This window comes from Caldimonas sp. (assembly GCF_046289365.1).
Lineage (GTDB): Bacteria > Pseudomonadota > Gammaproteobacteria > Burkholderiales > Burkholderiaceae_C > Caldimonas.
This window is the reverse complement of the sequence record NZ_JBKBVU010000008.1, coordinates 29804-39121: the sequence shown is the minus strand read 5'-3', so window position 1 is coordinate 39121 and position 9318 is coordinate 29804. Positions and strand designations below refer to the sequence as shown.

The window sequence follows — 9318 nt, the reverse complement described above, 5'->3', positions numbered from 1 at the left end:
AGCAGGTGCCCCCGCCGGTGAGCCAGGCCGCCACGCACAGCGAGAATCAGGGGCACCAGGAGATGGCGCGCAGGGCCCGGGCCCATGGAGCTATGCGCGATCCTCCGGGCTGTCATCGGGCAGCAGGCCGGCCGCCTGGGCCTCGGGCAGCGCCTCCACGGTCTTGAGCGCCCGGCTCATCTGCCGCGTGCGGGTCTCGGCCTTGTCCAGGGTGTTGAGCACCGTCTGGGTCTGGTCCTTCACGCGGGCCAACACCTCCCCGAACTTGCCGAACTCGGTCTTGACGGCCCCCAGCACCTTCCAGACCTCGGACGAGCGCTTCTCCAGCGCCAGGGTGCGAAAGCCCATCTGCAGGCTGTTGAGCATGGCCAGCAGGGTGGTGGGCCCGGCCAGGATGACGCGGTGATCCCGCTGCAGCGCCTCGGTGAGGCCCGGGCGGCGCAGCAACTCGGCGTACAAGCCCTCAGTGGGCACGAACAGCACGCCGAAGTCGGTGGTGTGGGGGGGCGCCAGGTACTTGGCTGCGATGCTGCGCGCCTCGTCGCGGATGCGCTGCTCCAGGGCCTTGGCCGCGACCTCGGCGGCCTCACGGTCGGCATCGTCCTGCGCGGCCAGCAATCGCTCGTAATCCTCCCGCGGGAACTTGGCATCCAGCGGCAGCCACACCGGCGCGCCGTCGTCGCCCTTGCCCGGCAGTCGGATCGCGAACTCCACCCGCTCGCGGCTGCCCGGCACCGTGGCCACGTTGGTCTCGTACTGCTCGGGGGTGAACACCTGCTCCAGCAAGGCGGCGAGCTGGGTCTCGCCGAACACGCCGCGAGTCTTCACATTGGTCAGCACCCGTTTGAGGTCACCCACCCCCTGGGCCAAAGACTGCATCTCGCCCAAGCCGCGGTGCACCTGCTCCAGGCGTTCGGCCACCTGCCTGAAGCTCTCGCCCAGACGCTGCTCCAGCGTGGCATGCAGCTTCTCGTCCACCGTCTGGCGCATCTGCTCGAGCTTTTTCTCGTTGTCGGCCGCCAGCGCCGCCAGACGGGTCTCCACCGTTTGGCGCACCTCGGCCAGGCGGCGCTCATTGGACTCGGACAGGGCGCGCAACTGCTCGTTCAAGCCCTCGGCAAAGCGCCGCAGGGCCAGGTCCTGCGCCTCGCGGGCCGACTGGGCCTGGGCCGTGAGTGCCGCCCCCGTCGAGCGCAGACTGTCGGCGACGAGCTGCTGCAACGTCGCCAGTTGCGTGCGGAAGCTGTCGATCTGCTCGTTCTGGGTGCGCGCCACGTCGCCCTGCTGGGTCAGCAAGGTCTGCTGGAACAGTGCCAGCGTGCCGCCGAGTTCCTGGCGTGTGCCCTGGGCGCTGCGGCTCAGTTCGTCACGCAGCTCCCGCTCCAGGCGCAACAGCGCCTCAGCCTGCAGCCGCGTGTGCGCCAGCAGGTCCTCCCGACTGGCTGCCGGCTCGCGCCCGCCACCGAACATCCGCCAGGCCAGAACGATCAGCACCACGAGATTGACCACGCCCAACGCGGCCAGCCACCACAGGTTCGATTCCATGGGCCGATTGTGTCAGTCCCGCATCACTCCGCGCTCGAGCACTTCCGGGTTCACCGGCGTGGGCGGGCGGCCCGCATCCGGCCCGCAGCCCAGCGCGGCGATCAGGTTGTCCACCGCCAGGCTCGCCATGGCCCGGCGCGTGGCCACCGAGGCGCTGGCGATGTGGGGCGTCAACACGACATTGGGCACCTGCAGCAGGTGCGGATGCACATGGGGCTCGCCCTCGAACACGTCCAGACCGGCCGCCGCGATCCGTCCGTCGCGCAGCGCCTGGGCGAGGGCCGCATCGTCCACCACACCGCCCCGGGCGATGTTGGTCAGCGTGGCCGTGCGCTTCATCTGCGCCAGCTCGGCCGCCCCGATCGCATGGTGGGAACTGGGGGAATACGGCACGACGATCACGAGATGGTCCGCCTCGCGCAGCAGCGTGGCCTTGTCGACATAGCGTGCACCGCATTGCGCCTCGGTCGCTTCGGGCAGGCGGGAGCGGTTGTGGTAAATCACCTTCATGCCGAAGCCGTGCGCGCCGCGCCGCGCGATGGCCTGGCCGATGCGCCCCATCCCCAAGATGCCCAGCGTGGCACCGTGCACATCGGGCCCGACGAACATGTCGTAGCGCCATTTCGTCCATCGGCCGGCGCGAAGGTAATGCTCCGACTCGGCGATGCGACGCGCGGCAGCCATCATCAGCGCAAAACCGAAGTCGGCCGTGGTCTCGGTCAGCACGTCCGGCGTGTTGGTGACGACGATGCCGCGCGCCGTGCAGGCCGCCACATCGATGTTGTTGTAGCCCACGGCCATGTTGCACACCGCCTTGAGCTGCGGGTGGGCCGCCAGCAAGGCTTCATCGATGCGCTCGCTGCCGGTGGCGATCAGTCCGGCCTTGCCTTGCAGGGCCCGGCTCAGGGACTCGGGGCTCCACAGCTCGTCTTCGGGATTGTCCTGGACCTCGAAGTACACCCTCAGGCGGTCGATGATGTCGGGAAAGGTGGCGCGCGCCACGAGCACCTTGTGCACGGCGGTCTCCTGGGTGATGGGAGCGGCCATTGTAGAAAGGCCCCCAACGACACCCGCTGAGCAGAAGCTGAATGCCGTCAACCGTGAAAGCGGGTGAATTCGTGCACCGGCGCGCGCTCGGTGACCAGCCGGTTCTCGACCGCCTGCGGATCGGCATACCCCAGCGACATGCCGCACACCAGCATCTCCTGCGGCGACGCGCCGAGATGATCCATCACGATGCGATGGAACGGGGTGAAGGCGGCCTGCGGACACGTGTCCAGCCCGCGGGCGCGCGCTGCGATCATCAGGTTCTGCAGGAACATGCCGTAGTCCAGCCAGCTGCCCTGCTGCATCACCCGGTCGATGGTGAACATCAGGCCCACCGGTGCGCCGAAGAACTCGTAGTTGCGCCCGTGCTGTTCGTGCATGCGCTGCTTGTCGCTCTTGGCGATGCCCAGCAGACCGTAGAGATCCCAGCCCACCTTGCGGCGCCGCTCGATGTAGGGCGACACCCACTGGCTCGGATAGTAGGCGTACTCCGGCTGATGCAGCTCGGCCTGCGCCGGGTCGTCGTGGGCCGCGCGCAGGCGCTCGACGAGTCGGCGCAACGATGCCCCGGTGAGCACATGCACCTTCCAAGGCTGGGTATTGGTGCCCGAGGGTGCACGCGCGGCCACGCGCAGTAGATCCTCGATCGTCTCCCGCGGCACCGGTGTGGGCAGGAAGGCCCGGATCGAGCGGCGCGAAGTGATGGCCTCGTCCACACAGGCCATGGCTTGTGGAGTGCCCAGGTTCATCGCAAGCCCTCCAGCGCGGCCCTCAGGCGTGCCGGCAGCGGTACGGACTTGCGCGTGGTGCGGTCCACGTAGACATGCACGAAATGCCCCCGCGCCGCCGTGAGCGGCTCGCCCTGCGCAAACAGCCCTACCTCGTAGCGAACACTCGACGACCCCACATGCGCCACGCGCAACCCGGCGTCCACCCTCTGCGGAAACGCCAAAGGGGCAAAGTAGTTGCACTGGGTCTCGACCACCAGGCCGATCACCTCGCCCGCATGGATGTCCAGCGCCCCATTGGCGATGAGATATTCGTTGACCACCGTGTCGAAGTAGCTGTAGTAGACGACGTTGTTGACATGGCCATAGACATCGTTGTCCATCCAGCGCGTGGTGATGGTCAGAAAATGACGATAAGCCTCGCGGGGTTCAGCCTGGGGTCGGCTCATGTCGGGGGTCCTCCTCGGATGGGGCCTGGGCACGCGGCCAACGCCGCCAGTACTCGCAAGCCAATTGCAGGGTGCGCCATTGGATCGCCACGGTCTGCGCGATGTCGTGTCCGTAGCCGCCAGCCATGGTGACAACCACCGGGATGCCCCGCTCGGCGGCGGCCCCCAGCACGCGGGCATCGCGCTCGGCCAACGCCGGCGCCGACACCTTCAGCCGGCCCAGGCGGTCGCCTTCGTGCGGATCGGCACCGGCCAGATAAAAGATCAGGCCCGGGGAGGCGCCCTCATGGGCGGCCCACAAGGCTGCCAGGGCCTGGTCCAGCGCCTCCAGGTAGGGCCCGTCGGTGCAGCCGTCGGGCAGCTCCACGTCGAGGTCGCCGACCTCCTTGCGGAAGGGGAAGTTGCGCGCCCCGTGCAGCGACAAGGTGAAGACGGTCGGGTCGTCGCGGAAGATCGCTGCCGTGCCATTACCCTGGTGCACGTCCAGGTCGATCACGGCCACGCGCAGCAGGCGTCGGGACTGGCGATGCCATTGCGCCTGCATCAGCCGGGCGGCCACCGCCACATCGTTGAAGACGCAGTAGCCGCTGCCCTTGTCGGCGTAGGCGTGGTGGGTGCCGCCGGCGAGGTTGGCCGCCACCCCCTCCCCCAGCGCCGCACGGGCCGCCGCCACCGTGGCGCCGACCGAGCGGCGGGCACGCTCGGCCATGGCCGGCGACCAGGGAAAGCCGATCTCGCGCTGCGCAGCCGCACTGAGTGTGCCCTGCAGCACGGCCTCGATGTAGGCCGGCGTATGGGCCAGGGCCAGCTCCCCTTCGCTGGCCGCAGGGGCCTCCACCAGCCGCACGGCCGGCAGTTCGGCGGCCACGCGGTCGCGCAGCATCCGGTACTTCGCCATCGGGAAACGGTGCCCGGGCGGCAGCGGCAGCACATAGCGGTCGGAGTAATAGGCCAGCATGACAGCGGTGAGTGCGATCGGCGCATTGTGGGACGCCCAGGCCCCGTGGACTCGTCACGGCGGCGACATGTCCCTGTCGGACACTCGGAGTCGCAATCAGAGCCGGTCTTTCTAGAGCCACCCCCCTAATGTTTGCTGCACCGCAACAAAACTGCTTGTAATGCTCAACGGCTCCCCTATACTTCCGCTCATGTTGCACTGCAACATTCCTGTATCCACCCACCCGAGGAGCCCTCGATCATGATGACCGCCGAGCAACTGGTTGCCGCCCACAAAGCCAACGTCGAGACCCTTTTCGGGCTCACACAGAAAGCCTTCGAAGGCGTCGAAAAGCTCGTCGAGCTGAACCTGCAGGTCGCCAAGGCCTCGCTGGCCGAAGCCGCTGAGCACGCCCAGGCCACCCTGTCCGTCAAGGACGCCCAGGAACTTCTGGCCCTGCAGGCCTCGCTGCTGCAGCCCAGCGCCGAGAAGGCCGCCGCGTACAGCCGCCATGTCTATGACATCGCCTCGAGCACCAATGCCGAAGTGAGCAAGATCGCCGAAGCGCAGATCGCCGATGTCCAGAAGAAGTTCATGGCCGTGGTCGACAACGCTGTCAAGAACGCTCCGGCCGGCACCGAGAATGCCGTGGCCCTGGTAAAGTCGGCCGTGGCGGCCGCCAACAATGCCTTCGAGAGCGTTCACAAGGCCGCCAAGCAGGCGGCGGAAGTGGCCGAAGCCAACATCCAGGCCGTGACCAGCTCGGCCGTCAAGGCGGCCCAGGCCCCCCGCGCCAAGCGCAGCGCCTGACACCATCATTTGCAATCGGGGGTTGAACTTTTCCGGCTCGCCCCGATTCTTAAGGATGCCGTGCAGCGTGGCTCCACGGTCTCCCTGAAAGGTTGTCTCCTCGGTACCTCCCAAGGTACCTTCAGCCCGGTGGTCCCCCACCGGGCTTTTTTTTGCGTCCTCAGCCCGGGCGGGTCTTGGCGGCGATGCGCTCGCGGATCTGGGGCAGGGCCGCCAGGGCCGCGTCGCGTCCGGCATCCATCGCCAGCCGGCGGGAGCGGAAATCGGTGCCCGCCAGGCCGTTGAGCGCCGGACGGATCACGACATCGGCCTCGCGCAGCTCGAAGTGATTGATGCTGCGCCCCATGATGGCAAAGGTCTGCAGCAGCATGCGCATGGCATCGCCCACCGCGCCCCCCTGAGGCGGGGAGGAGATGTCCACGGCGATGACGAGGTCGGCCCCCATCTGCCGCGCAAAGCGCACCGGCACCGGCGAGACCAGCCCGCCGTCCACATACTCGCGCTCGCCGATGCGCACCGGCTGAAACACCGCCGGCACGGCACTCGAGGCCCGCACCGCCATGCCGGTATCTCCGCGCCGGAACAACACCGGCTCGCCGGTGGCCAGGTCGGTGGCCACGATGCCCAGCGGCAGTTTCATGCGCTCGATGGTCAGCCCCCCGGTCTGCTGGTTCACGTAGCGCGCCAGGGCCTCGCCCCGGATCACCCCGCGCAGCGGGAAGGACCAATCGGTGATGGCCGTCTCATCCATCGTCTCGGCCAGGGCGCGCAGCTCTGAACGCGATTTGCCCGACGCGTACAGCGCGGCCACCAGGCTGCCGGCCGACGTGCCCACGACCAGGTCGGGCTGGATGCCCTGCTCCTCCAGCACCTGGATCACCCCGATGTGGGCGAACCCCCGGGCCGCCCCACCGCCCAGCGCCAGGCCGATGCGGGGGGGTCGCAGCGGCGGTGGGAGGGCCGGAGCCGGCGCCGGCGGGGGCGCCACCGTCACGGGCGGGGTCGTCTGGCAGGCCGCAAGCGCCAGGGTGGACAGCAACAGGCTGCGCCGGCGCCAACGGTGCAGGCCCAGCCCGGCGGTGGTCAGGAGCGGATCGGTCGCAGACATGGGGCGTGATCTTAGCGGGCCAGCGCCAGACCCTCGCCCCGAAGCAGCCCCACAAATAACAACCGAATATAACTATCAAATGAATTTGTAGTTCTCATTTATATAAGACCTCCCTACAGTTCCTTCATCTGTGCGCGATGCGCGCGCTGCGCTGGCATTGCCACGCGGGTTCCACAGGGAGCGACATGGACTGGATTGCGGTGGTCAGTGGTTTCGGGGTCGGCGTCATCGTCGGCCTGACCGGCGTGGGCGGAGGCTCGCTCATGACCCCGCTGCTGCTGTCAGTTTTCAAGCTCAATCCGGCCGTGGCCATCGGCACCGACCTGTGGTTCGCCGGCCTCACCAAGGTGTCGGGTTCGGTGGCCCACCACCGCCAGGGCAACGTCGACTACCGCATCACCGGCCTGCTGCTGGCCGGCAGCGTGCCCGCCTCGGTCGTGATGATCGGACTGATGCATTACACCGGCGTCACCAAGGGCTGGGCCAGCGCCCTCACCTTTTCGCTGGGCATCGCCTTGCTGCTCACCGCCATCACGGTGGCCTATCGCCAGGCCTGGCACCGCGTGGCCCTGAAGCTGCAGCGCTGGCTGCCCGAGCGCCGCAAGCCGGCGCTCACAGTGGCCGCCGGAGCCGCCTTGGGCGTGCTGGTCTCGCTCAGTTCCATCGGGGCCGGAGCCATCGGCGCCACGCTCATTCTTTTCCTGTATCCGCATATCGAGGCGCGCCGCCTGGTGGGCACCGACACCGCCCATGCCGTGCCGCTCACGCTGGTGGCCGGCATCGGCCATGCCAGTCTGGGCCACGTTGATTGGGCGTTGCTGGGGGCGCTGCTGGTGGGCTCCATCCCAGGCATCTGGATCGGCGCGCGCCTGACCCGCAACCTGCCCGACCGCCTCGTGCGCGGCCTGCTGTGCGCCGCCCTGGTCACCGCCGGCCTCAAGGTCATCCACTGAGTCTTCCCACGAGCCCCGAGATGTATCAATACACCGAGTTCGACCGCCACTTCGTCCGCCAGCGTGCAACCCAGTTCCGCGACCAGTTGCAGCGGCACCTGGCCGGCCAGCTCGGCGACGAGGAGTTCAAGGCCCTGCGCCTGCAAAACGGCTGGTATCTCCAGCGCCATGCGCCCATGCTGCGCATCGCCATTCCCTACGGCGAAGTCAGCAGCACCCAGTTGCGCACCCTGGCGCGCATCGCACGCGAGTACGACCGCGGCTACGGTCACTTCACCACGCGCCAGAACATCCAGTTCAACTGGATTCCGCTGGCGCGGGCCGCCGACGTGATGGACGAGCTGGCCGCCGTGGACATGCACGGCATCCAGACCTCGGGCAACTGCATCCGCAACATCACGAGCGACGCCTTCGCGGGCATCGCCCCAGACGAGATCGTGGATCCGCGCCCTTACTGCGAAGTGATCCGCCAGTGGTCGACCCTGCACCCTGAGTTCGCCTTCCTACCGCGCAAGTTCAAGATCGCAGTGAGCGGCGCTGCCGAGGACCGCGCCGCCATCGGCTGGCACGACATCGGGCTGCAACTGTTGCGCGACGCAAACGGCGACGTGGGTTTCAAGGTGCTGGTGGGCGGCGGCATGGGCCGCACCCCCCTCATCGCCACGGTGGTGCGCGAGTTCCTGCCCTGGCAGCAGATCCTCGTCTACCTCGAGGCCATCGTGCGCGTCTACAACCGCTACGGCCGGCGCGACAACCTGTACAAGGCGCGCATCAAGATCCTCGTGAAGGCCGAAGGCCAGAAGTTCATCGATGCGGTCGAGCACGAGTTCCGCCAGATCCTCGAGCGCGACGTCGATGGCGCAGCCCACATCATCCCCCAGGAGGAGCTCGACCGCGTGGCCCAGCACTTCGATGCGCCCCCCGGCGTGCGCTACGACCCCCAGGCCGCCAACGATGCGCTGGCCGCAGCCCCCGCCGACGCCCCGCTGGCCTACCGCCGCTGGCTGGAGCGCAATGTGCATGCCCACCGCTTCCCCGGCTACCGTGCCGTCACGCTCTCGCTCAAGCGTGCCGGCCAGGCGCCTGGCGACGTGACGGACGAGCAGCTCGAACGCGCCGCGGACCTGGCCGAGCGCTACAGCGCCGGCGAGGCCCGCGTCACGCATGACCAGAACCTGGTGCTGCCCTGGGTGCACGAGTCCGAGCTCTATGCCCTGTGGCAGGAGGCCAAGGCCGCCAGCTTTGCCACGCCCAACATCGGCCTGCTCACCGACATGATCGCCTGCCCCGGCGGTGACTTCTGCAGCCTGGCCAACGCGCGCTCGATCCCGATCGCCGAGCAGGTGGCCCAGCGCTACCAGGACCTCGACGAGCTGTATGACATCGGCGACATCGACGTGCACATGAGCGGCTGCATGAACTCCTGCGGCCACCATCACACCGGCCACATCGGCATCCTCGGCGTCGACAAAGACGGCGCCGAGTGGTACCAGATCACCCTGGGGGGCTCGGACGGCTCCACGCACAGCGGACCGGCCATGCCCGGCAAGGTGATCGGCCCCTCGTTCGCCGCCGACGAGGTGGTGGATGTGATCGAGGCCGTGGTCGAGACCTATCGCGAGCAACGCGCGGCCAATGAGCGCTTCATCGACACCGTCAAGCGCGTGGGCCTGGAGCCCTTCAAGAACGCCGCCAACGCAGTGCGCCGCACCACCGGCAAGGCCCTGGCCGCCTGAGGAAG

Annotated in this window: 9 protein-coding genes; 3 read left to right on the top strand and 6 right to left on the bottom strand. The window is 68.3% G+C overall.

Annotated features, from left to right (window positions below):
* Positions 1 to 90 precede the first annotated feature (90 nt).
* Genes rmuC through ACK42S_RS01785 form a run of 5 tightly spaced genes read right to left on the bottom strand, consistent with a single transcriptional unit; the run spans position 91 to position 4727 of the window.
* A complete protein-coding gene (gene rmuC / locus ACK42S_RS01805) occupies positions 91 to 1545 on the bottom strand; it encodes a DNA recombination protein RmuC (protein ID WP_409702629.1) in 1455 nt (484 codons plus the stop codon).
* 12 nt (positions 1546 to 1557) lie between these two features.
* Positions 1558 to 2592 carry a 2-hydroxyacid dehydrogenase gene (locus ACK42S_RS01800; protein WP_409702627.1) on the bottom strand — a complete coding sequence of 345 codons (1035 nt, stop codon included), beginning with the start codon at positions 2590 to 2592 and terminating at the stop codon, positions 1558 to 1560.
* 47 nt (positions 2593 to 2639) lie between these two features.
* Entirely contained in the window at positions 2640 to 3341 is a 702-nt protein-coding gene (locus ACK42S_RS01795; protein ID WP_409702625.1) for a nitroreductase, read from the bottom strand.
* Positions 3338 to 3769 carry an acyl-CoA thioesterase gene (locus ACK42S_RS01790; RefSeq protein ID WP_409702623.1) on the bottom strand — a complete coding sequence of 144 codons (432 nt, stop codon included), beginning with the start codon at positions 3767 to 3769 and terminating at the stop codon, positions 3338 to 3340. Before ACK42S_RS01790 ends, ACK42S_RS01795 begins: the two co-directional genes overlap by 4 nt.
* Positions 3750 to 4727 (bottom strand): histone deacetylase, encoded by a 978-nt coding sequence (locus ACK42S_RS01785; protein ID WP_409702621.1) that lies wholly within the window; start codon positions 4725 to 4727, stop codon positions 3750 to 3752. The genes ACK42S_RS01790 and ACK42S_RS01785 overlap by 20 nt, the downstream gene beginning before the upstream one ends.
* 237 nt (positions 4728 to 4964) lie before the next feature.
* Between ACK42S_RS01785 and phaP the strand changes: the two genes are divergently transcribed.
* Positions 4965 to 5516: a TIGR01841 family phasin gene (gene phaP, locus ACK42S_RS01780; RefSeq protein ID WP_409702631.1), complete on the top strand. Its 552-nt coding sequence runs from the start codon at positions 4965 to 4967 to the stop codon at positions 5514 to 5516.
* A gap of 160 nt (positions 5517 to 5676) precedes the next feature.
* Here phaP and ACK42S_RS01775 read toward each other — a convergent pair whose 3' ends face one another.
* Complete coding sequence (locus ACK42S_RS01775; protein WP_409702619.1) at positions 5677 to 6624, bottom strand: patatin-like phospholipase family protein; 948 nt, start codon at positions 6622 to 6624, stop codon at positions 5677 to 5679.
* A 185-nt stretch (positions 6625 to 6809) separates the two neighbouring features.
* On the opposite strand from ACK42S_RS01775, the gene ACK42S_RS01770 reads away from it, so the two are divergent.
* Together ACK42S_RS01770 and ACK42S_RS01765 are read left to right on the top strand one after the other, a co-directional pair.
* Entirely contained in the window at positions 6810 to 7577 is a 768-nt protein-coding gene (locus tag ACK42S_RS01770) for a sulfite exporter TauE/SafE family protein (protein WP_409702617.1), read from the top strand.
* Positions 7578 to 7597: 20 nt separating this feature from the next.
* On the top strand, positions 7598 to 9313 hold the full coding sequence (locus ACK42S_RS01765; RefSeq protein ID WP_409702615.1) for a nitrite/sulfite reductase: 1716 nt from the start codon (positions 7598 to 7600) through the stop codon (positions 9311 to 9313).
* Positions 9314 to 9318 lie beyond the last annotated feature (5 nt).